General features: G+C 37.2%; 17 protein-coding genes, 1 pseudogene and 1 riboswitch. Of the genes and pseudogenes, 8 read left to right on the plus strand and 10 right to left on the minus strand.

Annotated features, from left to right (window positions below):
* Window positions 1-83: 83 nt before the first annotated feature.
* The 5 genes from CPT03_RS09460 to CPT03_RS09480 form a co-directional block, all read right to left on the minus strand.
* Window positions 84-809, minus strand: a complete 726-nt coding sequence (locus CPT03_RS09460) for a menaquinone biosynthetic enzyme MqnA/MqnD family protein (RefSeq protein ID WP_099438623.1) — start codon at window positions 807-809, stop codon at window positions 84-86.
* 5 nt (window positions 810-814) lie between these two features.
* Window positions 815-1,426 carry a histidine phosphatase family protein gene (locus CPT03_RS09465; protein WP_099438624.1) on the minus strand — a complete coding sequence of 204 codons (612 nt, stop codon included), beginning with the start codon at window positions 1,424-1,426 and terminating at the stop codon, window positions 815-817.
* Window positions 1,426-2,619, minus strand: a complete 1,194-nt coding sequence (gene mqnE, locus CPT03_RS09470; protein ID WP_099438625.1) for an aminofutalosine synthase MqnE — start codon at window positions 2,617-2,619, stop codon at window positions 1,426-1,428. Before mqnE ends, CPT03_RS09465 begins: the two co-directional genes overlap by 1 nt.
* A gap of 172 nt (window positions 2,620-2,791) precedes the next feature.
* Entirely contained in the window at window positions 2,792-4,369 is a 1,578-nt protein-coding gene (locus CPT03_RS09475) for a SusD/RagB family nutrient-binding outer membrane lipoprotein (protein WP_099438626.1), read from the minus strand.
* A 12-nt stretch (window positions 4,370-4,381) separates the two neighbouring features.
* The gene (locus tag CPT03_RS09480) at window positions 4,382-7,540 is read right to left on the minus strand and encodes a SusC/RagA family TonB-linked outer membrane protein (protein WP_216641626.1); all 3,159 of its coding nucleotides are present in this window, start codon (window positions 7,538-7,540) and stop codon (window positions 4,382-4,384) included.
* Between the two features lie 188 nt (window positions 7,541-7,728).
* Between CPT03_RS09480 and CPT03_RS09485 the strand changes: the two genes are divergently transcribed.
* The 4 genes from CPT03_RS09485 to CPT03_RS09500 all read left to right on the plus strand — a co-directional run bounded on the left by CPT03_RS09485 (window position 7,729) and on the right by CPT03_RS09500 (window position 14,237).
* Window positions 7,729-8,400, plus strand: coding sequence for an RNA polymerase sigma-70 factor (locus CPT03_RS09485; protein WP_157766393.1), 672 nt, complete (start codon window positions 7,729-7,731; stop codon window positions 8,398-8,400).
* 42 nt (window positions 8,401-8,442) lie between these two features.
* Entirely contained in the window at window positions 8,443-9,483 is a 1,041-nt protein-coding gene (locus CPT03_RS09490; protein WP_099438628.1) for a FecR family protein, read from the plus strand.
* Window positions 9,484-9,569: 86 nt separating this feature from the next.
* Window positions 9,570-12,632 carry a SusC/RagA family TonB-linked outer membrane protein gene (locus CPT03_RS09495; protein WP_172954157.1) on the plus strand — a complete coding sequence of 1,021 codons (3,063 nt, stop codon included), beginning with the start codon at window positions 9,570-9,572 and terminating at the stop codon, window positions 12,630-12,632.
* A 9-nt stretch (window positions 12,633-12,641) separates the two neighbouring features.
* On the plus strand, window positions 12,642-14,237 hold the full coding sequence (locus CPT03_RS09500) for a SusD/RagB family nutrient-binding outer membrane lipoprotein (protein WP_099438630.1): 1,596 nt from the start codon (window positions 12,642-12,644) through the stop codon (window positions 14,235-14,237).
* A 5-nt stretch (window positions 14,238-14,242) separates the two neighbouring features.
* Here the strand turns inward: CPT03_RS09500 and CPT03_RS09505 are convergent, their stop codons facing one another.
* The 3 genes from CPT03_RS09505 to CPT03_RS09515 form a co-directional block, all read right to left on the minus strand.
* Window positions 14,243-15,475 (minus strand): MFS transporter, encoded by a 1,233-nt coding sequence (locus CPT03_RS09505; protein ID WP_099438631.1) that lies wholly within the window; start codon window positions 15,473-15,475, stop codon window positions 14,243-14,245.
* Window positions 15,476-15,514: 39 nt separating this feature from the next.
* Window positions 15,515-16,180 (minus strand): FadR/GntR family transcriptional regulator, encoded by a 666-nt coding sequence (locus tag CPT03_RS09510; RefSeq protein WP_099438632.1) that lies wholly within the window; start codon window positions 16,178-16,180, stop codon window positions 15,515-15,517.
* A gap of 123 nt (window positions 16,181-16,303) precedes the next feature.
* Window positions 16,304-16,792 (minus strand): lipocalin family protein, encoded by a 489-nt coding sequence (locus CPT03_RS09515; protein WP_099438633.1) that lies wholly within the window; start codon window positions 16,790-16,792, stop codon window positions 16,304-16,306.
* A 117-nt stretch (window positions 16,793-16,909) separates the two neighbouring features.
* On the opposite strand from CPT03_RS09515, the gene CPT03_RS09520 reads away from it, so the two are divergent.
* The 4 genes and pseudogenes from CPT03_RS09520 to CPT03_RS09535 all read left to right on the plus strand — a co-directional run bounded on the left by CPT03_RS09520 (window position 16,910) and on the right by CPT03_RS09535 (window position 22,173).
* Window positions 16,910-18,028: a trans-sulfuration enzyme family protein gene (locus CPT03_RS09520; RefSeq protein WP_099438634.1), complete on the plus strand. Its 1,119-nt coding sequence runs from the start codon at window positions 16,910-16,912 to the stop codon at window positions 18,026-18,028.
* A gap of 158 nt (window positions 18,029-18,186) precedes the next feature.
* Window positions 18,187-18,300, plus strand: a riboswitch (SAM riboswitch).
* Window positions 18,301-18,540: 240 nt separating this feature from the next.
* Window positions 18,541-19,844: pseudogene (locus tag CPT03_RS09525) on the plus strand (O-acetylhomoserine aminocarboxypropyltransferase/cysteine synthase family protein).
* Window positions 19,845-19,865: 21 nt separating this feature from the next.
* Window positions 19,866-20,924: a homoserine O-acetyltransferase family protein gene (metX, locus tag CPT03_RS09530; RefSeq protein ID WP_099438635.1), complete on the plus strand. Its 1,059-nt coding sequence runs from the start codon at window positions 19,866-19,868 to the stop codon at window positions 20,922-20,924.
* A 7-nt stretch (window positions 20,925-20,931) separates the two neighbouring features.
* Window positions 20,932-22,173: a homoserine dehydrogenase gene (locus tag CPT03_RS09535; RefSeq protein WP_099438636.1), complete on the plus strand. Its 1,242-nt coding sequence runs from the start codon at window positions 20,932-20,934 to the stop codon at window positions 22,171-22,173.
* Between the two features lie 65 nt (window positions 22,174-22,238).
* On the opposite strand, the gene CPT03_RS09540 is transcribed toward CPT03_RS09535, so the two are convergent.
* Window positions 22,239-23,561: a dihydrolipoamide acetyltransferase family protein gene (locus CPT03_RS09540; protein ID WP_099438637.1), complete on the minus strand. Its 1,323-nt coding sequence runs from the start codon at window positions 23,559-23,561 to the stop codon at window positions 22,239-22,241.
* A gap of 50 nt (window positions 23,562-23,611) precedes the next feature.
* On the minus strand, window positions 23,612-24,859 hold the full coding sequence (locus tag CPT03_RS09545) for a competence/damage-inducible protein A (protein WP_099438638.1): 1,248 nt from the start codon (window positions 24,857-24,859) through the stop codon (window positions 23,612-23,614).
* Between the last annotated feature and the right edge of the window lie 6 nt (window positions 24,860-24,865).

Below are 24,865 nucleotides of genomic sequence, written 5' to 3' on the forward strand. Positions count from 1 at the left end.
GATTCTGTTTACAAAATCGTAAAGATACTATCTTGAGGTGTAGGCTTTATGATTTGTTGAAAATTTAAAAAATGTTTATAGGTTTAAAGCCTTGCAATATAGGAAAGGAACAAATCCAATGCTTCTCTTTTTGCTTCGGTAAGATTGAAATCCAGTTTATGGAAAAGATAATCGTCCAAATCAAAGTCATGGCGCACAGGCAAGTCTTTTAATAGCTCAGCCCTATGACCCAGGCCAAAGGCCAGCGCATCATTAAATTCATCTATAAAGCTTTGAGGAATGGTTTTATTGGCAACCCAGGCAGCATAAACAAATGGCAGACCAGTAAAGCTCATCCACTCCTGCCCCATATCGTACGCAAAAGCATAATCTGTCTTTTTACCAAAGGTCCTGTCTCCTATTAAAACAATAGCATCAGTCTTTGCATCTGTATCAGTAGTAAATTCTACATCAAGTTTCCAATAAAATTTCAATAGTACCCTTGCCAGGTTATTTGAGGTTCGTGAGTGGCTATCTAATCTTACCGTTTTTATTTTCGAGACTTCTACATCACTAAAAATAAACACGGAATTTACTGCCCCAACAGATCCTATGCAGTAATTTGCAACTATATTGGCATTAGGTACATGTGGTATTGCTGCTACAGGAATCAATCCGATATCAACTTGATTATTAATTAATTTAGCCGCACAATCTGAAGGGATATCTAAACTTAGATCTATCTTATTTAAAATTCCCGAATGTTCAATTCCGTAAATGAAAGGCTTAGTATTTGTGTAGGAAACTGCAGATATTTTAATATTACTCAAAGGAATTATTTTAAATGGTCGGTATTATTAAACTCAATGATGCTAAATTCATCACCACTAAGTTCAACTTTATAGAGAGTGGTATTTTGGTGAGGGAAATCTCCCATTTCAGATAATGGTTTATTCATGAGCAAACAAAGCAGCAAGCGCATTGCGCGACCATGCATACAAACCAGGATTAGCTTTTCATCTTTTTTGGACTTGATAAGCTCTACTGCTTCTTTAAGTCTGGCCAGAACCTGATTAGGACTTTCCCCGCCTTCAAAATGCGCATCATAATCTCCTTCATCCCAGGCTTTAACTATTGCTTTAAATGCAGCAATTGCATTATCATCATTTGGCTTTCCTTCCCATTTACCCCAGGCAAGCTCATCTAATCCTGCAACCTGTTCCCATGAAATTCCGGCATCAATAAATCCCTGAACTGTTTGATGGGTTCGTTTTAATGTTGAGGTATAGACCTTTTCAAATGGCACATCTTTATACATGGCATAAAACGAAGCAGCCTGGTTTCGTCCGGTATCATTAAGATCACTGTTTATCCCCCTGCCCTGTACAATTCCTAGTTTATTTAATTCTGTTTCACCGTGCCTGATGATGTATATTTCCTTATCCATTAGTTAATTACTGGTAATTTGTAGTATTGAGGTTTCACTTCATCCTCAAAAACGAAATCCGTGTAATCTGTTACAACATTGTATAAAGTGTCTCTTTCTATAGGTTTGCGTTTTACCTGTTTAATGAGATTTACAAGATCCTGAGTACTCATTGCTGGATTTTGCTCTTCGGCACCGGCCATAGAGTAAATTTTTGTGGTATCATCAAGTGTACCATCAATATCATCAACCCCAAAGTTCAACGAAAGCTGGGCAGTTTGCCTGCTAATCATTGCCCAGTAAGCTTTGATATGATCAAAGTTATCCATATAAATACGGGCAATAGCGTAGTTCCGAAGGTCTTCGATCACGGATACTTCCGGAACATGACTCATCTGATTATGCTGGTTCCTAAATTTAAGCGGAATAAAAGTTTGGAATCCACCTGTTTTATCTTGCAGCTGACGTAATTGCTCCATATGATCTACACGGTGTTCGTATTTTTCAATATGACCATATAACATTGTTGCATTAGAACGCATTCCAAGTTTATGCCATTCTTCGTGTATTGCAAGCCACTGCTCGCCTGTACATTTATCTTTGGAAATAAGATCTCTTACCTCGGGATGGAAGATCTCTGCTCCTCCTCCGGGTATTGATTCGAGCCCTGCCTCCTTCATTAACTTCATGCCTGTGGCATAGTCAATTTTAGCTTTTTTAAAAATATAATGATATTCTACAGGCGTTAATGCTTTAACATGAAGCTCAGGGCGGTGCTTTTTTATTGCACTGAACAGTGCTGAATAAAAAGCAACATCGTATTGTGGCAATACCCCACCAACTATATGAACTTCGGTGACCGGCTCATTGTCGTATTTTTTTACAACGTCAAGCATTTCTTCCATTGTTAGTGCCCAACCTTCTTCCTTCTGCTTTATCAAACGGGAATATGAACAGAACTTACAATCGTAAACACAAAGGTTAGTTGGTTCTAAATGAAAATTACGATTAAAATAGGTGTTATCACCATGTTTTCGTTCTCTTATGTGATTAGCTAAAGTACCAAGATAACCAAGTTCAGCATGCTCATAAAGGTAAACACCCTCGTCAAAAGTAATTCTTTCCTGATTTTGTACCTTTTGTGCAATTGCTTTAAGTGCCTCAGACAGATCTGGATCGTTTAAAATCAAAGTTAGTTTTGAAGTAGTATCCATTTATAACGTATAATGAACAAAAGTAAGATAAAATCAACAGATAACTCCTTTTTAAGGGATTTTACCTGTCAGCATTATGTAAAGAGCTTTAGATAATTGGTTATTGTTGCTATGAGCTATTACAAAAATGGCCGCCCTAAGGCAGCCATTTGAGAGCATAATTATAATTGGTTTAGAAATTACCTGGAGTGCCTGTATCCCACCATAAGCGCGATGCGATATCGTCTTTACCAGAAGTTAAAAAAGTCGCAGCTTCTGAAACGGCAGCAGCATTACCGGTTCTTTCTGCAGGTACAAATACGAGTCTTTTTATCCATTGATCGGCTGTTATTACTCCCCAATCAGGGCTACTGTCATTTTTAGCAACATGCGGTATTTTAGGATATCCTGTCCTTCTAAAATCTACCCATGCTTCTAAAGTATTGGTAAAAGTAGCTAAGTATTTTTGTGTGATAATTTTTTCCAGTTTCAGTTCATTAGCATCTCCTTCATTCCAGGCTACGGTAATAGCCGAAAGAGCTGTAAAATTATTTTTACTGTCTTTTGGATCAATATAGTTGATTGGTTTACTCGTTGCATCAGCCAAATAGGTATCAACACCTGCTGCTCCCCAATCTGCAAAAGAAAGGCGTACTCCATTTTCATAGTTTGTTTTAGCATCTCCTGCGTTTGCCCATCCTCTTAATGCCGCTTCAGCTTTCAAAAAAGCTATTTCAGATGCAGTAAACCCTCTTCTATTTTGCACTGATTTGAAATCTGTACTAATTGTAGAATATGAAACCCTGTCATCTTTAGCATTGATGAAAGCTCCGCTACGAATACCTTTAAATTTGTATGCAGGATGGTCAGTAACTAAACTGGCATCGCTTACTTCAGCAAAATATTTGTTCATACGTCCATCTTTTAAACCTACCATAAAAGATTCCATGGTTGCACCCATACGAGTATCGTTCCAATCAAAACAGATCATTGAAACAGGCATAACCTCTCCATTTAACGAAATCAGGAAATTCTCGGCATTGGTAGTAATTAATCCAACCGGGTCAGCCAGGGCTTTTTCTCCTTGTGTTTTAGCAACTGTAGGGCTAACCTTAACCAAACGCATAGCTAAACGGAAACGTACCGAATTAAGTAGTTTTAACCATGAAGCGATGTTGCCTTTATAGCTCGGGTCGAATTTGGTAAATCCGGTGTATGATGTGTTGGCTTTGAAATTTGTTTCAATCTCATCTAACTGTGTGAACAGGTTGTTATAAAGATCCGACTCCTTGTCGTATTTTATAGAACCTAAACCAGCAGTACCATAGTTCGAATAGATCACAGGACCATAGATGGCCGTTAATTTCGATATGGCTAATATTCTAACCAATTTTGCCCAATCGCCAAATAATGGTAAGTTTTTTTCTTCTGCAAGCTGTATTACCTGTTTTGAAGGAGACATTACACTACCATATATACGGTTCCAATAGGCATCGATCCAACGCAGGTAATAAGTGGTATTATTTACACCTGCAACATAAGGGGTTGGAGAGCCCATATATCCCATCCAGTTATCATAACACAAATCTTCTTCAATTTGGTGGCCCATCAGGTTAAATAACATAACCGAGAAGGAAGATCCAACCAGATTAAAGTCTTGCTCTAACATTTTATCTGTGATCTGATTTGGATTTGTATTTATCTCTTCGAAATTCTTGGTGCAGGAGTTGAGTACGATCAAAGCAAGCACCATTAAACATATTTTTTTCATTATTTTAAGACATTAAAAATTTAACTTAAGATTTAGCCCGTAAGAACGTGTACCAGGTACAGCAAAAATATCATTGGCCTGCATACTATTGTTGGTACTCATTGCCTGCTCCGGATCGAAAGGTGCTTTTTTATAGAAGAAAAACAGGTTACGCCCGATTAGCGAAATAGAAGCTGATTTAATTGCAGTACCCTTAATTGGTAAATTATAAGCTAGTGATACTTGTGCCAAACGAACATTTGTCCTGGAGAATACATAAGGTTCCATAATTCCATTTCTATCACCGATTGTTGAATAGTACAATGCCGGATCAATTGTTGTTTGAGGCGTAGTACCCTTAATGGCATTAATTGGAATACTTCCTGCATCTCGTGCTTCGCCAGTTCTTTTACTTACTCCATATGAATCAAGAAAAGCCTCGGTTTTAGAGAAAGCAACACCACCGAACTTAGCTGTTACCAGTGTACTTAAACTTAAGTTTTTATAGGTAAATGTGTTATTCCAGCCGGTTATTAAATTTGGATTTAAATTTCCAACATATTCCTGTGTTGCAGCCTTACTAGGTTTTCCTGCATCGTCCAATATAATCTGACCTGAAGCATTGCGCGCAAATTTGAAAATATATAAGTCGTTAAAAGACCCCCCAGCTTTGATTATTGAATTAAAACCTTCGCTATCGCTACCTACCTGATAACCTGGATTATCGGCAATCAATTCTACAATCTTGTTTGTGTTTCGCGATAGGTTAACTGAGGTGTTCCACTTAAAATTATCTGTTTTTATTGGGTCTCCACCTAACGTCAACTCAAAACCCTGGTTAGATACCTTACCTGCATTCACGTAGTAAAAAGTATAACCAGAACCTGAAGGAGCTGGTAACGATAAAAATTGATTAGTACTGGTGTTTTTATAATAGGTAAAATCAAGACTTAATCTATCATCTAGAAAACGACTTTCCAAACCAATCTCATTACTAGTTATTTTTTCAGGCACCAATGTCGCAAAAGGTGTCTGTGTATTTCTGGTAATTCCCCCTATGCCGTTCGGGCCACCGGCACCACCGATAACATTACCTGGGTTTACGATATTATATGGCACCTCATTTCCAACTTGCGAAGTAGATGCCCTAAGTTTTAAGAAATTGATTTCTCTAGGCATGGTTATCATCTGGCTGATTATAGCCGACACCCCTGCCGAATAATAAAAATAAGAATCGTTTCCGGTTGTTGCCAAGGTAGATGCGTAGTCGTTACGTCCTGCCAGATCTACATAAAGCATATCTTTGAACCCTACTGAGGCATTGGCAAATAAGCCTTGTTTCTGAACTCTGCTGTAGGTTTGATTTATAACCAGGTTATAAGGTAGATTTGCGAAACTGAAAAAGTTCGGATACTGAAGCGGTGTTGTACCATTGGCAAAAGTCATCCCATCATTAAAGGTATAATCCTGGATACTTCCTCCCAATACACCATTCAAACTGAATTTGCCAAAAGTATTGTCATAGCTTAAAATCGCATCGCCATATAGGGCCTTATCATTATACTTGGTGTAATTCCATGTTCCGTTAGAACTTACACTTACCGAGTTACCTCCTGCAGCATAGCGGTAGTCTAATAATCTGTCGTTATAATCAATGTTTCCACGTACATCAAATTTAAAATGTGGTAAAAATGAGTATGACGCTTTTGCTGAAGCAATTACCCTGTTACTGGTAGAAAGTTTTGGGTCATTATACAATTCCCAAAATGGGTTGTTTTGTTTTTCTTCAGTAGAATACCAGTTTTGTTTATACAGATTTCGTTCAGTACTAAAAACTTGATAATTGGTTTTATACTCATTAAAATCTCTTTCACGGGCAAATAAATATAACCCAGTTAACGGATTATTGTAATAACCGGCTCCAGAACGATTTTTTGATTTTTCGTTAGAGAACCTCACATTTCCACTCAAAGTAAGTTTATCATCAAATATTTTTGTTTCCTGACTAAATGTAACATTATGCTTATTGTAACTGCTGGTTGGCACAATACCCGATGCGTGATTATTTCCATAAGAAAAATAAGTAGTTGTTCTTTCATTGCCACCTGATATTGATAGTGAATTAATGGTATTTACGCCGGTTTGAAAAAAATCATCAATATAGTTACGTTGATAATCTCCCTTTGTTTTTGACCAACTGTAATCGCTGCCACCTATTGCACCATAATCAAACTGAAACTCAGGTAATGTTGCTGCATTGCTAAAATTTATCGTAGAATTTAAGGCGATAGCAACTTTGCCAGCCTGACCTTTCTTGGTGTTGATTAAAATTACACCGTTGGCACCTTGGCTACCATATAGGATAGCTCCATTGGCACCCCTTAAAATAGTTACTGACTCAAAATCATCCTGATTTAGTGCAGAAAGACCATCACCGCCATCTGTTCCACCATAAGATCCAGGCTGTCCGCCTTTGTTATTTACTACAGGTACCCCATCAATTACAAAAAGTGCTTCACTATTTCCTGCAATTGATTTTGAACCCCTTAATACCGTTTTTGTTGAACCTCCAACACCAGAGTTACTGATACCGATATCAATACCGGCAGCTTTACCACTTAAAGCCTCCATAAAATTGGGACTCCCGGCTTTTGTAAGTTCTGCACCAACAAGTTGCTGTGCAGCAAAGGTCAGTGCCCTTTTCTCGCGTTTTACACCTAAGGCTGTAACAACCACCTCTGTTAAATTTGCATTACCGGAAGCTTTTAACGTAATAGTTACATTGGTTAAATTGCTGATATTTACTTCCTGAGATTCCATACCAATATAGGAAACTACCAATGTGGTGGCATTGTCAGGAACATTTAACGTAAACTTTCCTTCGCTGTTAGTAACTGTTTTTGCATTGGTCCCTTTTGCGGCAACAGTTGCACCAGGAAGTGGTAATCCGCTATCATCGATAACCAATCCGGTTACTGTCTTAGCAACAGTTTTTACATTGATCGGATGTTTTACCACCTTGGAGAGATTTGGTAATAGGCTTTTGTTTGGTACAATACCTTCAGCATTAGCGGTATTCTGTAAACCAAGCGCAGCAACGGCTAGGAGCGCTAGCTTCCGCAAGCCTCTGTTTGTGCTAGAAAATGTGATTTCTAGGGCACTGGTTGTGGAATGAACTTTCCTCATTTTCATACATTAGTTTAGTTTAGGTTAATAATATTCATTAGTACAGTCAATCGGTTTACTATTGATAGCACATAATGATCAGTATTTAGAAAAGAGATCTGTTTTTGAACGAAATTGCCTACAACGAATTCATTTTTTCTGAAATTATTTTTATTCGCTACATTGCATTGGAAAAAAACCAATCTATTTAGCAATTGAAAACAGTAAAGCCCGACTTATCTAGTCTATGGACCAGGATGTCTATTGAAGATGATGTTAAATCCTTCGAGGCTTTGTATTATGCATTATTCAATAAGCTTTTTAAATTTTGTTGTTACTATGTAACTCAGAAGGAGATTGCGGAAGATATCATTTCAGAAATTTTTGTAAAGTGTTGGGAAAACAGAAAAGTAAACCTGCACGTAATTAATCCTGAAACATATCTGTTTGTTGCTGTTAGAAATCAATCATTAAAGTATCTCAAAAAATCTTCTGAAATACATATCACTGAATTAGAAATGTCTGGCGAATACCCATTCTCTGACAATAATAACCCTCAGAAAGAATTGGAACGTAAAGAGCTGCATATTAAACTGGATAACGCAATTGAAAAGCTCCCATTGCAGGCAAAAATGGTTTTTAGATTGATAAAAGAAAATGGATTGAGATACAAAGAGGTCGCTGAAATACTAAACATATCTCCAAGAACCGTACAAACGCAGCTTTTTAGAGCTATTGATAAACTTAGGGCTACCCTGCTTACATACAAAGAAGGCAAGGATCAATCTGGCAATAATGATAAACAAAATATGAGCGGTAAAATTATAAGCCTTATTTTTTTAATAAGTATAACAAACTATTTTTTAGAGCTTTGTAGGCATTTTTAAACAAAAACAGTACTATATATAATAACACAACAAAAAACACAAATGACTGATCAAAGATTTACGGAGTTATTGGGCAAAAGATTAGCAGGTGAAATTTCACCTAAAGAGCTGATTGAGCTTAAAGAACTACTTTCAAAAAGTGCAGATCATAGGAATGAGTACGAAAATCTAACCAGTTATTTTAACGACGAAAACCCAACATCTAATAATATCCACTCAGTTTTTGAAAAAATAAAAGGTAGCATAACTATACCGGGACCTAAGCCAGTTCAAAATATTGAAGAACCGATAAAAAGAAATTTTACTATTTGGTACCGAATTGCGGCTGTTATTGCTTTTTGTATCTGCTCTTTTGCTGCTTATCAGTTTTTTCTTTCAGACAACAACGCTGACAACAAGCACGTTGGCGACTGGAAAGTTTTGCAAACTCCAGGCAAGGATAAATCAAAGATCTTTCTTGAAGATGGTACTCAGATTAGCTTAAACTCTAATACTCAATTAAAATATCCGGCATCTTTTAAAGGAAAAAACAGGGAAGTGTATTTGACCGGTGAAGCCTTTTTTGACGTTAAGAAAGATCCTGAACATCCTTTTATCATCCATACACGACATATGAGTATAAAGGTATTGGGAACTGCTTTTGATGTGAAGGTTTACGAAAATGATTCATTTATAGAGACAACTTTGGTAAGGGGACTTATTCAGATTACAATGAATAATAAACCTGCTGAAAAGATCATATTAAAACCCAAAGAGAAGTTTACGCTTGCTGACAAAAACAACGTTAATTATACAATAACTCCAATAACTTACTATAATTCATTGGATAGCACTAACAATAACTTAATGGAAACTTCGTGGCTAAATGATAAGTTAGTGTTCAAAAATCAAACGTTCGCTTCTATTGCCCGAAATGCTGAAAGAAAGTATGGAGTTGAAATAAGGTTTAGAGATGAGCAAAAGAAAAACTATACTTTTACGGGAAAGTTTGAGAAAGAAAGCATTGATGAATTATTAAATGCTTTAAGATATATTGAAAATTTCCACTATAAAAAAGAGGGAAATATTATATATATTTATTAAAATCCCTCTAACTAAATCACCATCAAGACCCGAGTTCGAAGCTTATGATGAAGACGATGCGATACGTATTGATTTTCTGCTTCCTTATGATAGCAACTAATGTGCATTCGCAAACGAAAGTGACATTAAAACTCGAATCAGTAAGTTTTGATCGGGTTATTAACGAAATACAAAATCAGACCTCTTATAGATTTGTATTTAGTGAACGTAAAATTCCCAGCAAGAAAATTACCATCAACGTAAAAAATGAGGAGACCTTTAAGGTACTTGATCAGATTTTCATGAACACTGACTACAACTATAAATTACTTTCAAATAACCTGATTGTTATAAAATCGAGGCTAACAGAAGATGATGATATTGATTCAATTATGACCTTAAATGAGGTAATAGTTACTGCCTTGAATATTAAAAAAGAGAACAGGAAAATTGGTTATTCGGTATCAACTATTGATGGGCCCTTATTAACAAAAGCAAGGGAATCGAATCTTGCTATGGCATTAGAAGGATTAGTGGCAGGGCTAAATGTTAGTGGTGTAAATGGCGGTCCGGGCTCATCGGCCAGAATTCTGCTAAGAGGTGCAGCAAGTAAGGATGCAGGGCCTCCTCTTTTTATAATTAATGGAATCCCTATTGATAATACCCAGCGTGGAAGTGCAAATGAATACGGAGGTGTAGATTATGGGGATGGAATTAGTAACATCAATCCTGACGATGTAGAGACAATTACAGTACTGAAAGGATCTTCTGCTTCTGCTTTATATGGTGCGCGAGCAGCAAACGGTGTAATCATAATTACCATTAAGAGTGGCAAAAAAAGATCAGGCAACTCTATTGAATACAATTCCAATTTCTCATTTGATAGTCCTGTTAACAATACAGATTATCAATACATATATGGTCAGGGCAACCAAAACTTAAGACCGCAAAATATTGCAGGAGCAATTGCAACAGGGATTCTTAGCTGGGGAGAAAAGATGGATGGACAACCTAGCGTACAAATTAATGGAGAAAGCCATCCTTACCAGCCGGTAAAAGACAATATAAAAAAATTCTATAGAACAGCACCTGCATTTACTAATACCATTTCAGTAAATGGTGGATCGGGGAAAAGCACTTATCATGCCTCTGCTTCGATTCTTGACTATCAGTCAATTTTAAAAAACAGCTACCTGAATAGAAAAACTTCAAACATATTTGCTTCCTACGATCTCACTAAAAAGCTCACGCTTACTTTAAATGGCAATTACATTTATGAACGGGGCAAAAACAGATCATATCTTAGTGATGGTCCGATTAATGCGAATTATGGTATCAATGCAATAGCAACAAGCGCAGATCAGGCTTCGTTAGCACCTGGATATGATGCAATTACAGGGGCTGAAACCAGGTGGAATGCTGATGAATATAAAACCAATCCATACTTCACCATTAATAAGAAAGAAGATAATGCCACACGCGACAGATTTATATCGTCAGCGCTTATCAAATATAATTTGAAAAGTTGGTTATTCTTACAAGGAAGGATTGGATATGACATTAGTAATGACCACATTCTAAGCATAATACCAACAGGAACTGCCTTTTCCATCAATGGCCAGGGTGGCATAAATGCGTTAAATCAATCAAAAACTTCTGAGTTAAATACTGATATTCTTTTTTCCGGGAACAGAGATATTACCAAAGATCTTAATATAGATGTATCCGCCGGTGCAAGTTTTCGAAATGGAAGGACACAATTACATGAATTAACCGGAACTCAATTTATCATACCATATCTCTATACGGTTGATAATCTGTCGGCAGTTAACAGAAGAAATACACTGTCAAGAATTGTTACCCAGTCTGCATATTATACAGTTGACCTTGATTTCAAAAAATTCCTTACCATATCATCTACCGGACGATACGATGTATACTCTACGCTTCCCCGCAATAACCGGGGAATTTTTGTGCCAAGTGTTTCAGGGAGTTTTATCTTTTCTAATTTTTTAAAATTAAAAGGCCTTGATTTTGGTAAAATCAGAACGAGTTTTGCTCAAACAAGTGGAGAGCCTGCGGTACCCTATACTACCCAAGTTTATTATTCTTCTGATAGGTCTATAAACGGAGTTCCCTTAGGGAATTTTTCAAGAGATTTACCCAACTACAATTTAAAGCCATTTACATTAAATGAGTTTGAAACAGGAATTAATTTAAGGCTTTTCGGAAACAAAGTAGATTTTGACTTTACATACTTCTACAGAATCACCAATAAGGAAATTATTAATGCCGGCCAGTCTGTAACTACAGGCTTTACATCTGCTTATGTAAATTTAGGCAAAACCCGTAATACAGGTATTGAAACTTCCATTCAAACCAATTTAATTACCAATGAGAATTTCAGTTGGAAAGCCGGAATTAATGCCAGCCACATAAATAATTTATTGATATCAATAGATGGCATCAGTAGTTATGCATTTGGAGGTACTTACCGCCCGTTAAATGCAAATACAGCCCTTGTTGTTGGCAAGTCGATAACCCAGATTATGGCTTATGATTATCAGTATGATAAGAACGGGAACATTATTATTGGTTCAGATGGGGTTCCAAAACGTGGTGAGTTGAAACCAATGGGTAGTGTACTTCCGTCATATTACGGAGGGTTTAGTAATAACTTTCACTATAAAAACTTCAATTTGAGTTTTCTTATAGATTATAAATTTGGAAACAAAATCCTCTCGGCCACAGAAAACTTCTCCTACACTCTTGGCCTTAATAAGGCAACACTCAACGGTCGAGAAACAGGCATAGTTGCAAAAGGTGTATATGAAAATGGAGAAACAAATACCACAAATGTTGCTGCTTATAACTACTATCCCGCATTGGCAACTAATATTTCAGCACTTTCCGTTTTAAATGGCAGTTTTATAAAATTGCGACAGGTTGTGCTTGGTTACACATTCTCGTCTAAAGCATTAAACAAAACGCCATTTAGGAATATCTCAATTGATTTAATTAGCAGAAATTTACTAACTATTTTAAAGTATACTAAAAATATAGATCCCGAATCTCAGTTTTCACCCAGTCTTGCTTATGCGGGAATAGAAGGTGCATCCTTACCTGCAACCAGAACATTTGGTATAAATCTAAATCTGAAGTTTAAGTAAAAGTAAGCCATGAAAAAAGCAATTCTTCTTTCAATTTTAGCAATGATAATTTTGTTTAGCTGCAGCAAAAAACAGCTGGATGATATAAATACTGATCCTACAAAATCCAATGCTTCAAACTTCGACCCCAATAACCTGCTTTCGACAGCACAGTTAAAATTCTCCAATAAAGGCTACTATCAGTTACTTTATCAAAGCACCATGATACAGCTGCTTGCATCTACCTATTATTACTACAATAATGGCGACAAATATATAAATGTAGGAAGCTTTACAGATTATCAAGGGAGGATTTTTGAAGAAGGGTATGCGGAAGCTTCTACAATAAGGGAAATGCAGAGACTTGCAACTGAAAAGGATGCTGCTAAGTATTCTAATCTGATCAGTATAGGAGATATTATGTTCGTCCTAATTTTACAAAGGATAACAGATACTTATGGCGATGTACCATATAGTGAGGCAGCCAAGGCCAGGCAAGGAATAAAGTACCCGATTTATGATAAGCAGGAAGACATATATAATTCCATGTTGTCTGATCTTGAAAAAGCCATTGCAAATCTGAATCCTGACAAACCATTACCAACTGCTGACTTATTTTATAAAGGGGATATTAATAAATGGAGAAAATTTGGCTATTCATTAATGATAAGGGTAGCAATGAGGCTAAGCAAAATTAGACCAGACATAGCTCGCACATGGGTTGAAAAAGCTTCAACCAATGGTTTTTCTGACGTAAGTGACAATGCCATTTTAATAACGGATGCCTCTATTCCAGGTACTCAAAATAGCTCTTCAGTTGCACTACGTGTATTTTCAGACTATATTGAAGTAAAATGGAGTAAAACCTTAATTGATTATCTAAGAGATACAGGAGATCCAAGGTTAGCTGTAATAGGTGAAATTCCTCAGGATGGTCTTGCAAAAAACATAAATCAAACACTTTCAGGAAATACAGACCCTTCGGTTCAAATCGGACTGCCTAACGGATATGATCTGCTAGGAGGAAAAAGCGATATCAGTAAACACCCGTCATATCCCGGAGGAACTGGTTCAGGTGCTGATTTTGCCCCTCTGGGTAAATATTCCAGACCAAGGACTTCTGTGTATTTAAAACTTGGTGGTCCTATATTTGTTTTGACATATGCCGAAACAGAATTTTTGCTCTCTGAGGCAAAACTGAAAGGATGGTCTGTTCCAGGCACCGCAGCTCAGCATTATTCAAATGGCCTTAGAGGTGCCTTACAATCAATGGAACAACAGGACATCCAAGCCAGGATAGCTCCTGAAATCATTAGTACATATGTAGCTGAACACCCACTAAACCAATCTGACCAGGAAATAGCTCTAAATCAAATTAACACTCAGTACTGGGTAGCAACTGGCACTAATTTCAACTTTATTGAGTCCTGGCTAAACTGGAAAAGATCCGATTACCCTAAACTTATACCAGTTAATTATACTGGAAATGTAACTAACGGAACCATCCCCCGAAGAATAATTTATTTATCCTCCGAGGCTTTAAATAATCCTGAAAACTATAAAGCAGCAGTTGCAAGATTAAATGGTGGCGATGCCTTAACATCAAGGGTATGGTGGGATAAATAAACAGATTATCTTTTTTTACTACCTTCTATATTTGGAAGAAATCCGGTAAAAATCCCAATTAAAGGAAGAAAAGCACAAATTTTAAACACATATTCAATACTGGTCTGATCAGCTAATTTGCCTAAAATAGCAGAGCCTAACCCTCCCATACCAAAGGCAAAGCCAAAAAATAATCCGGCTATCATACCAACCTTCCCCGGTACCAGTTCAGTAGCATAAACAAGTATTGCCGAAAATGCTGAAGAAATAATTAATCCGATAAGAACAGACAAGGCTCCTGTCCAGAACAAAGAAACATATGGGAGCAATAGTGTAAAGGGCGCTGCACCAAGAATTGAAATCCAGATAATGTACTTACGGCCAAATCTATCACCTAATGGACCACCTATTAATGTGCCGGCTGCAACAGCCCCTAAAAAGGCAAATAGGTAGATTTGAGATTGTTGTACCGAAACATTGAATTTATCCATCAGGTAAAATGTATAATAACTAGTCATGCTGGCCATGTAGAAGTATTTAGAGAAAATAAGTACCAACAGGATTCCCAAAGAAAGCACAACACGATTCTTAGATAAATGATGATGAATTTCTTCTTTAACAATATTTTTATTTAATGCCTTTATTGCCAATTGCTCCTGATACCATTTCGCTACCCTTGACAATATTAGGATACCTAGAATTGCAGCTAATGAAAACCATATGATGTAAAACTGACCGTATGGGACAACAATAATAGCTGCCAAAAGTGGCCCAATAGCACTTCCTGCATTTCCTCCCAGTTGAAAAATAGATTGCGCAAGTCCCTTTTTACCTCCTGAGGCTAAGTGAGCTACTCTTGAAGACTCCGGATGAAATATTGAAGATCCCACTCCAATTAAGCTTACCGCTAACAGAATATTAATAAAGCTAGAAGCAAGAGAAACAGCTACAAGCCCCAAAAGTGTAAAACCCATTGCAACAGCAAGAGAATACGGACGTGGTCTTTTATCTGTATAAAAGCCAACAAAGGGCTGCAGGATTGATGCAGTTAACTGATAAGTAAAGGTAATAAGACCAATTTGGGTAAATGTAAGATGAAACTTAGCTTTCATTACAGGATACACTGCTGGAATTACAGCCTGAAGCATATCATTAAGCAAATGCGTAAAACTTATAGTAAATAAAATAGAGAATATTGTTTGTTGCGCTATTCCTTTGGTATCAATAGCTGTAGTATTTGTAAAAGATGCTTTTTCCATATTTCTTGATCAGATCATCTGATGAATTATATTAAATTTTTATTGAGATACGTGTCCTAATATTTTTGCAGCTATACTCCATGCCTTTTTAGGATCCCCGGCAATGATACTTTTTAGCAGCTGTTCATGATAAACATAAGTTTCTTCAAAGACCCAGACATCTGAATGTGTTTGAAGAAACCAATTCTTTAAGTGAATAGATGCAGCTTTATACAGATCGGCCAGTATTTCATTTTTTGATGCTTCGGCAATTGATATGTGAAATTGTACGTCTGCTTCAATACATTCTTCCACCCTTCCCTCCTTTGCTGCTCTTTTTCGATTTTGCAAATGAGTTTTTATTGTCGCAATATCGCTGTCGGTACGATTTAATGCTGCTTTTTCTGCTATCTTCATTTCAAGCAATTGCCTCACCTCATCCAAATCCCTCACATTAGCACGTTTAAGCCTCAAATCCATAGGCTCTCTATTTGCTGTAAGCTGGTCTACAAAAGTTCCAACACCTTGTTGAACCCTTAGTAACCCCGAGTTTGCTAAGATCTTTATGGCTTCCCTTATGGTCGACCGCCCTACCCCAAAGTTCTTCATCAACTCCGGTTCTATGGGCAACTGCTCATTTACCTTATACTGTCCCAACGAGATCTGTTCACTCAATCGTGCTGCAACCTCGTCTGCAAGTGATTTTTTCTGTATCGGATATTTCATACTAATTCATCATATCATCAGATGAATTCAAATGTAGAAATTTAAATACATTCTGCAAAAAAATAAATAAAAAAAGGGTTCAATTAAATTGAACCCTTTTCCCTAAACCAATCTATCCTCTTCTTATTTTGCTGCTTTTGTAAAATTAAGCACAATGTAAGCTGTTTTTGCTCCGTACTCAACCGGTGATTTGATCACCATTGTATTTCCATCAGTAGATGATAATACTGATCTGTAACCAGAAGTTACATTTTTGGCCTTTTCACCTTCAAAGATCTTTTTGAATTGGAATGTCTCATCGGCTGGACTTACTGACCAGTATATTTTTTGTGTTTTTGCAGTACATGCACCACCACCTGGCAAAGTATAGCTTCCGTTTCCGCTATTTGTCAGACTCCAGGTACTTCCTTGAAAACAAGTATACGAACCTTCATCAAACAATGATTTTACTGCTGATTGCGGCAAGCCTTCAAACGTAATATCATTTAATACCCAATTGCCTGTTACATTACCTTTCTTTAAACTTTGAGTTGCACCGCCTTTAGGTGAGCAACTTTGCAAAACCATTAACGAACTGCATAAAATGGCTGCTATCAGTAGTATTCTTTTCATATTATTCTTTAATTTGATATTTCAATTACATAAATCTTGCCAAAACTTAAGCCGAATAGTTTTATACCCTTAACTTTGTTATACCTAGTGCCCGATCTTAACTTTAACCCCGTAATAATGAAGCCAGAAACACTTGCAATACATGCCGGAAATTTATATAAAGTAAGCACCCGTGATGTAACTCCTCCAATAAATCTATCAACCACATTTCTTAGGGATGAAGACGGTGGCTACTCTGGTGGACACATGTATAGCCGAGTAAGTAATCCAAATAGATCAGCCTTGGAAAATGCACTTGCAGAATTAGAAAAAGGTGCAGAAGCCTGTGCTTTTTCTTCTGGAAATACTGCAGGAATGGCGGTTTTTCAGGCCTTAAAACCCGGAAGCCATATCATTGCACCTGATGATATGTACTGGGGCTTTAAAAAACAGTTGCAAACCATTTTTAAAGATATCCTTGAAATTGACTTTGTAGACCTTACTAGCCTTAATAATATAGAAAGGTTTATTAAAGAGAATACTGTTCTGATCTGGGTAGAAACTCCTTCCAATCCGTTATTAAAAATTACGGATATTGCAGGGGTGTCCAGAATTGCTAAGGAGAACAACCTTATCCTTGCATGCGATAGCACCTTTGCTTCACCTTGTTTACAAAATCCAATAGCCTTTGGCGCCGATATTGTAATGCACTCTTCAACAAAATACATTGGAGGTCATAGTGATGTACTTGGAGGTGTTCTTATTACTGCAAAGAAAGACGAATTCTGGGAAAAGATTAGAAATGTACAGCAGGTTGGTGGCGCAGTTCCTTCTCCATTCGATTGCTTTCTGTTAGTGAGAAGCATCAAAACTTTGGCGTATCGTATGCACGGGCACTGCAATAATGGAATGGCATTAGCACTACATCTTAATAAACACCCTGAAATTGAAGCGGTCTATTATCCCGGTCTATCTACCCATCCTCAACACGAAATTGCAAAAAAACAGATGGCAGGATTTGGCGGCATGCTTTCGGTATTAATTAAAGGAGGTTCTGATCAGGCCAGGAAAGTAGTTAATAAAGTTAAGTTATTTGCACAAGCTACAAGTTTAGGTGGAGTTGAAAGTTTAATAGAACATCGTGCATCTGTTGAAGGGCCGGATACAAAAACACCACAAAATTTAATTCGGATATCTGTTGGGCTTGAACATATAGACGATTTAATAGCAGATTTAGATCAGGCTCTGGCAAGATAGAGAGCTCTCATATTACCAAAAAAATAACACATATACCTAAAGATCAAATGGTTAATAAATATTCAAAATATAATTTTGGATATTTATTAACTTAAATCTACATTTGCAGTATCAATTAGCGAATGCTAATCAAGTCAACCTTCCTTAGTAAAAGGTTTGATTTATAAAGAAGTGGCGAGAGACAGGCTCTTTGACCCACTGGCAACCCTCCCAAAATGGAGAAGGTGCCAATTCCTGACCAAAAGACATGGTGTCATTTGGAAAGATAAATTGAAACAAAATGAAAATTGTAACCATTACTTCGAATCTGTTAAATTATTGTTGCCCGCAGCAGGCTATCTGCATGTGCTGTTGCATACTTTAATCTACAAATCTTCCTTTTGCATTTAACATTCATACGGAAGGCCCCTTGCAGGGGTACGCATAATAATCGTATACGTTTTCTAACTTAAAAATATCCTAAACGTATCCTAAAAAACAATTTACAGGAACCATTTAAACTAAATTATAACATGTCAACATCACATAAATTCGAAACACTACAAGTACACGCAGGTCAGGAAATAGATCCAACAACCGGATCCAGAGCTGTCCCAGTATATCAAACAACATCCTACGGTTTTAAAAACTCAGAACACGGCGCTAACTTATTCGCTTTAAAGGAATTTGGGAACATCTATACCAGGATTATGAACCCAACTACTGATGTTTTCGAGAAAAGAGTTGCTGCTCTTGAAGGTGGTGTTGCTGCTCTGGCTGTAGCCTCTGGTCAGGCTGCTCAATTTATTGCTTTAAATAATATCCTGCAGGCTGGTGATAACTTTGTGTCATCTTCGCATTTATACGGAGGGTCTTACAATCAGTTCAAAGTAAGCTTCAAGAGACTGGGTATTGAAGTAAGGTTTGCAAATGGCGATGACGCCAATGATTTTGAATCAAAAATTGATGCTAACACTAAAGCAATATATCTTGAAACTATTGGTAATCCTGCTTTTAGTATAGCTGATTTCGAAAAACTATCTGCTATTGCAAACAGACACGACCTACCTCTAATAGTAGACAATACTTTTGGTGCCGCCGGGTATCTGTTTAAGCCTTTAGAACATGGAGCACATGTAGTTGTTCAATCTGCCACAAAATGGATTGGGGGCATGGTACCAGTATAGGTGGGGTAATAGTTGATGGAGGAAATTACAATTGGGGAAATGGTAAATTCCCTCAGTTCACAGATCCCTCGGATGGATATCATGGCCTAATTTTTAATGATGTTTTTGGAATCGGCGGACCATTTGGAAATATTCAGTTCATTATTCGTGCCCGTGTTGAGGGTTTAAGAGATTTTGGGCCGGCTATATCTCCTTTTAATTCATTCCTTTTAATACAAGGACTAGAAACTTTATCACTTCGCGTACAACGACATGTAGATAATGCCCTTGCACTGGCAAATTGGCTAGAAAACCATGATGCTGTTAAAAGTGTAAATTACCCAGGGCTTGAAAGCAGTCCTTACCATGCTAATGCTAAAAAATATTTAACAAATGGCTTTGGAGCGGTATTATCTTTCGAATTGCATGGTGATAAAGAAAAAGCAACAGCATTGGTTGATAACCTTAAACTTGTAAGTCACCTTGCTAATCTTGGAGATGCAAAAACCTTAATCATACAACCTTCGGCAACCACACATCAACAACTAAGTGATGATGAACAAATTGCCGCAGGCATTACACCAAGCCAGTTACGTGTTTCTGTCGGAATTGAACATATAGATGATATTAAAGCCGATTTCGAGCAAGCATTTGCAGCAATAAAAAAATAAAAAAAGAACAATACCTAAAGAATGAGCACTACCGCCACATATACGCATACAAAGTTATTTAAACTGGAGAACGGCAAAAAACTACGCAAATTAGAAATTGCTTATCAAACTTATGGCAAACTCAATGCGAAGAAAGATAATGTAATCTGGGTATGTCATGCACTTACAGCCAACGCTGATGTTTTAGACTGGTGGAAAGGACTTTTCGGGAACAATGATCTATTTAATCCTGATGAACACTTTATCATTTGCGCAAATGTGTTAGGCTCTAATTATGGCACAACCAATCCGCTTAGTACAAATCCGGTAACAGGGCAACCTTACTACCTTGCTTTCCCTGAATTCACCATTCGCGATCTGGTAGCTGCTCATCACTTACTTGCCCTTCATCTTGGTATCCAAAGTATTAAGGTTTTAATCGGTGGCTCTTTAGGTGGGCAACAGGCTTTAGAATGGGCCGTAACAGACAACAAAAGGATAGAAAACTTAATTCTTGTAGCAACTAATGCAGTACACTCACCTTGGGGTATTGCATTTAATGAGAGTCAGCGTTTAGCAATAAGCACTGATCGTACATTTTATGCACAACAGCCCGATGGTGGCTTAAAAGGATTAAAAGCCGCACGAAGTATTGCTTTATTATCTTACCGTACCTATGAGGCTTATTCTGCCACTCAGTTAGAAAGTGTAAATGATAAAACAGACTCATTCAGAGCGGCTTCTTACCAGAACTATCAGGGAGAAAAACTATGCAAACGCTTCAATGCTTATAGCTATTGGTACCTGAGCAAAGCAATGGACAGCCATAATGTGGGTCGTAGCAGAACAAGTATAGTGGATGCTTTAGCATTAGTTAAAGCAAATACTTTGGTAATAGGAATTGAAAACGATGTTTTATTTCCTATTTGCGAACAAGAATTCTTAGCAAATCACATTCCCGGAGCCGCACTTCAAAAAATTAGTTCGGCATATGGTCATGACGGCTTTTTAATTGAAACCGACATATTGACCAATATAATTGGCACATTCTTAAAGGAAAGTGCAAATAAGAAAATAATTAAATTACATAAAACAGCATAGTATTTAGATGAGTAAGAAACTTAAGATCGGTTTATTTGGCTTTGGAGTTGTTGGACAGGGATTACATGATATTATTCGTGGTCAGGACCTAAACCTCGAAATCGTTAAAATAGCTATTAAAAATCCCGAGAAAAAGCGTAGCCTTGAAGCACATCTTTTCACAACAAATCACGATGAAATATTAGACAACAATGAAATCAACACAATAGTTGAATTAATTGATGATGCAGAAATCGCCTACAACATCGTTAAAAAGGCTTTAATAAGTGGTAAAAATGTAGTTTCTGCCAATAAAAAGATGATCGCCACTCACCTTGCAGAACTAGTTGAATTGCAAGAAAAACATAATACTTCCTTGTTATATGAAGGTGCCGTTTGCGGAAGCATACCTATTATCCGTAATCTGGAAGAGTATTACGACAATGAATTACTGCACGGTATAAGTGGAATATTTAATGGGTCATCTAACTACATACTGTCCAAAATATTTAATGAAAATCTGGAGTATGGTGTTGCACTAAAGCAGGCACAAGATTTAGGTTTTGCCGAATCTAATCCTATTTTGGATGTGGGAGGATACGATCCTAAATTTAAACTGGCAATTGCAACGGCTCACGCTTACGGTCTCTTTATTGATCCAAATAAGATACTTAACATAGGTATACAAAACTTATCGGAGCACGACATTAAATACGCGAGAGAAAAAAACTTTAAAATTAAACTGGTGCCTACAGCGCGTAAAATAAGCACCAAACAGATTGTAACTTACGTGTTGCCAAAGTTTGTAAAATCTGATGATTTCTTATACAATGTAGAAAACGAGTATAACGGTGTAACTGTGCAGGCTGCCTTTGCTGATAAACAGTTTTTCTTTGGAAAAGGTGCCGGCGGCCACCCTACCGGTGCAGCAGTATTATCGGATATAGCTGCGCTAAGATATGATTACCGATACGAGTATAAGAAATATCATCAGCATAATGGTTTAGTTCATACCGATAATGTAAACATTGAAGTTTATCTGCGTTATACACATGAGTATACCCTTGAAAAGCTTCAGGTAGATAATATTATTGAGCGGTTCTCCCGTAACGATTACAAATATGTAATTGGAAATGTTAGCTTAAAAAGCCTATTGGCTAACTGGAACCTACTTGAGCAAAAGGATATTTTTATTGCCCATACTGGTAGGTACACTTACACTGAACAGCAAATCCTAAAGGTTTCTGAAGAAGAAGTGATATTTAACTAGTTATTATTTTTGCTTTGTTTTGATAGTGAAAAGGCCCCATATGGGGCCTTTTACTTTATATAGCTTTATATTTCTCTGTTTATATCCCAGTTTTCCAGGTAGTCTGCTACCCTTCTTACAAAAGAGCCGCCCAGCGCACCGTCAACAACTCTATGATCATATGAAAGTGAAAGGAACATCATGTGGCGTATTGCTATTACATCGCCAAATTCTGTTTCTAAAACAGCCGGTTTCTTTTTAATCGCACCTACAGCCAAAATAGCTGCTTGAGGCTGATTAATAATAGGCGTCCCCATCACATTACCAAATGAACCAACATTAGTTAATGTAAAGGTCCCATTTTGCGTTTCATCAGGCTTAAGTTTAGAGATACGGGCACGTTTAGCCAAATCGTTTACTGATTTAGTTAATCCAACCAGATTAAACTGGTCTGCATTTTTTATAACAGGAACAATAAGATTGCCGCTAGGTAAAGCTGCAGCCATCCCAATGTTAATATCTCTCTTTTTAATAATCTGAGTTCCATTTACAGAAACGTTGATCATTGGATAATCTTTTATAGCCTTAGTAACAGCTTCTATAAATAAGGGAGTAAAAGTAATCTTTTCATTTTCACGTTTTTCAAAACTGCCTTTTACTTTATCGCGCCATAAAACTAAATTAGTAACATCAGCTTCAACAAATGAAGTTACGTGAGGTGAAGTCTGTTTACTCATTACCATATGTTCGGCAATTAACTTACGCATCCTATCCATCTCTATAATCTCATCACCACCACTTACACTTGTCAGCGGCTGAGATACAGGCTTAACAGGTTCTCCTTTACCAGGCTCATCAGCTTTAGCTACTTCTGAAACCTGGGCAACTATAGGAGCCCCTCCCTTTTTACTTTGGATATAATTCAATAAATCATCCTTAGTTAAACGTCCCTCAGCACCTGTACCAGAAATAGCATCTAATTCGCTGACTGTAATATTTTCCTGTGCTGCTATGTTTTTTACCAAAGGAGAATAAAAACGATCAGAACTATTATCCCTTACAGGATTTTTTGCCGTTTCCTCAAAAACCAATTGTTCTGTCCCCGGGATACTCTCAACGATGGGCTCGGCAACCGGCATAGCGGCTACAACTTCTTCTATCGCATCAGAATCTGTTTCTATAATTGCGATTACAGTACCTATCTGTACAACTTCATCTTCCTTAAACAACTGTTTAATTAGTTTACCTGATATTGGCGAAGGAACTTCAGAATCAACCTTGTCTGTAGCTATTTCCAGAACCGTATCATCCATCTCTATCATATCTCCGGGCTGTTTAACCCATTTAATGATGGTTGCTTCTGCAACACTTTCCCCCATTTTAGGTAACAATAATTCGTATTGAGCCATTTTTTATTTCATGATTGATATCGGATGCAAAAGTAAAGTATTTTGAACACTTAATCCCCATATTGGTTAAGTTCATTCAAAATCATGGTTAAAGCCGCTATGGCTGAACGCTCTATATTTTGCGCTCTTTTATTTCCAAAATTAAATAACCTTGCTATTACACGGCTACTACTTGCCACCGCAATCCACACAGTACCAACCGGTTTACCCGGCGTTCCACCATCCGGACCTGCAACTCCTGTTACAGCTACAGCGTAGTCCGTTCTAAAATGCGTTAATGCTCCCAGAGCCATTTCTTTTACAGTCTGTTCGCTAACAGCACCATGATTATTTAGGGTTTCAGGGTTTACACCCAAAACTGATTCCTTAAGTTTATTAGAATATACTACAGCCCCTCCAATATAAACAGAAGAACAACCTGGATGTTGAGTAATCAGCTGAGCTATGTATCCGCCAGTGCAACTTTCCGCGGTCGATAAAGTAAGCTTTCGCTCATTCATTATATTTAGAATTGCCTTTTCAAGGGCAATATCCTCTTCTACAACTACATATTTCTTTACTTTGGCAATAATCTGCTGAGCATAATATTCAACCTCTTCCTTCAGTACTGTTTCTTCTGGACCGGTACTACTTAGCCTTAAGCGTACCTGCCCTAGCTTTGGTAAGTAAGCAAGCTTAATGTGCTCAGGTAAGCTATTTTCAATTTGCTCAATTTCTACTGCCAGAAAGGACTCTCCTATGTTGGCAGTAAGTATCGTTTTATGAACAATAAACGGAAGTTTAAATGATTCTTTTAACCGTGGAAGAATTTGTTCCTGCATCAGGTACATCATCTCAAAAGGAACACCCGGCATAGATACAATAATATTACCATTATGCTCAAACCACATACATGGCGCTGTTCCATTTTCATTTTTGATCACAGTGCAGCCATCAGGAACATCGGCCTGCATATTATTAGATTCAATCATTGGCCTATTATGCCTCCTAAAAATCTCAGTAATATGAGCTAGTGTAGCTTCATCCCTTCTAAAGCCCATATTAAAATATTTGGCTAACGTTATTTTCGTTATATCATCCTTAGTTGGGCCTAACCCTCCGGTAATGAGAATCACCTTAGCTCTTTTTTCAGCAAGTGCTAACGCTTCAGTAATATGTTCTGCATCATCAGATACAGAAGTAATTTGTTTTACCTTAATACCTATCAGATTAAGTTCTTTAGCCATCCAGGCTGAATTAGTATCTACAATCTGACCAATAAGAATCTCATCTCCAATGGTTATTATTTCAGCTAGCATAAATTC

This window comes from Pedobacter ginsengisoli (assembly GCF_002736205.1).
Lineage (GTDB): Bacteria > Bacteroidota > Bacteroidia > Sphingobacteriales > Sphingobacteriaceae > Pedobacter > Pedobacter ginsengisoli_A.

Coding starts and splice junctions, on each gene's coding strand:
- CPT03_RS09465 (WP_099438624.1), bottom strand. CDS start 1,426: ATGGATAAGGAAATATACATCATCAGGCACGGTGAAACAGAATTAAAT.
- mqnE (WP_099438625.1), bottom strand. CDS start 2,619: ATGGATACTACTTCAAAACTAACTTTGATTTTAAACGATCCAGATCTG.
- CPT03_RS09475 (WP_099438626.1), bottom strand. CDS start 4,369: ATGAAAAAAATATGTTTAATGGTGCTTGCTTTGATCGTACTCAACTCC.
- CPT03_RS09480 (WP_216641626.1), bottom strand. CDS start 7,540: ATGAAAATGAGGAAAGTTCATTCCACAACCAGTGCCCTAGAAATCACA.
- CPT03_RS09490 (WP_099438628.1), top strand. CDS start 8,443: ATGACTGATCAAAGATTTACGGAGTTATTGGGCAAAAGATTAGCAGGT.
- CPT03_RS09495 (WP_172954157.1), top strand. CDS start 9,570: ATGATAGCAACTAATGTGCATTCGCAAACGAAAGTGACATTAAAACTC.
- CPT03_RS09500 (WP_099438630.1), top strand. CDS start 12,642: ATGAAAAAAGCAATTCTTCTTTCAATTTTAGCAATGATAATTTTGTTT.
- CPT03_RS09505 (WP_099438631.1), bottom strand. CDS start 15,475: ATGGAAAAAGCATCTTTTACAAATACTACAGCTATTGATACCAAAGGA.
- CPT03_RS09510 (WP_099438632.1), bottom strand. CDS start 16,180: ATGAAATATCCGATACAGAAAAAATCACTTGCAGACGAGGTTGCAGCA.
- CPT03_RS09515 (WP_099438633.1), bottom strand. CDS start 16,792: ATGAAAAGAATACTACTGATAGCAGCCATTTTATGCAGTTCGTTAATG.
- CPT03_RS09520 (WP_099438634.1), top strand. CDS start 16,910: ATGAAGCCAGAAACACTTGCAATACATGCCGGAAATTTATATAAAGTA.
- metX (WP_099438635.1), top strand. CDS start 19,866: ATGAGCACTACCGCCACATATACGCATACAAAGTTATTTAAACTGGAG.
- CPT03_RS09535 (WP_099438636.1), top strand. CDS start 20,932: ATGAGTAAGAAACTTAAGATCGGTTTATTTGGCTTTGGAGTTGTTGGA.
- CPT03_RS09540 (WP_099438637.1), bottom strand. CDS start 23,561: ATGGCTCAATACGAATTATTGTTACCTAAAATGGGGGAAAGTGTTGCA.
- CPT03_RS09545 (WP_099438638.1), bottom strand. CDS start 24,859: ATGCTAGCTGAAATAATAACCATTGGAGATGAGATTCTTATTGGTCAG.